We start from the raw sequence: 730 nt of genomic DNA on the forward strand, positions 1-730 counted from the left end.
TGTCATGTCTGCGAGGGTGGCTCCTGCAGTTCCGATGCGGATGTTGTCAAAGAAGAGTACCCTCTTGCTCACGTCCGACTTGACGTTGCCGTTCCACACCCACTTGTAAAGGCCCACCTTCCAGTAAGGCAGGTTGACGTCGTTGTAGCTGTTGCCGCCCCTGTGCTCCAGGATCTTTTTGCCGTTGTGGAACACCTCTACCAGGCCGTCGCTGCCGTAGGAGTGGATGATGTGGAAGGCGAACTCATGCCAAATGTCAGTAGTCACCGGTCCCAAATCATATATTTTCTCTCCCTCGTAGCCGGTAGAGACCTGCTGGGAGTTGTAGCCGATCTTCATGATGAAGCGGCCGTTCTGGATCTGCACTGACTTGGCCGGGCCGCGCCACGGCTCGCCCAGGTGCTCGTCAGGCACCGAGTGCCACTGTACGATCTGCTCTGAGTGCGAGTCCTTGCCGTTGAACTCGGCAGGGAACATGGCCGCGAAGGAGTACCACTCTTCCTTGGCCTTGGCGTAGCCCAGGTTCAGCTCCGCCCTGGTGCCGCCGGCGACCTCGGTGTCGGATTCGCGCAGCTCCACGCGCATCGACTGGCTGCCCTGGTAGGCTACGGAGTTGGAAACGGTCATGGAGTAGTCGTGGGCTTTTTCCATGCCCACTCCTGACAGGGGCGAGCTGCCCTCAAAGAGGTTCTCCCAGCGGATGCTGGCCGAGGTAGCATCACCAGTTGCG

The 730-nt window shown here is 59.5% G+C and carries 1 protein-coding gene; it reads right to left on the reverse strand.

Translation table 11 applies throughout. The features are described from left to right. Positions 1-730: polysaccharide lyase family 20 protein (locus tag IEV97_RS19985; protein ID WP_188503262.1), on the reverse strand; the 730-nt coding region annotated here is incomplete at both ends.

This window comes from Pontibacter amylolyticus, assembly GCF_014638845.1.
GTDB lineage: Bacteria > Bacteroidota > Bacteroidia > Cytophagales > Hymenobacteraceae > Pontibacter > Pontibacter amylolyticus.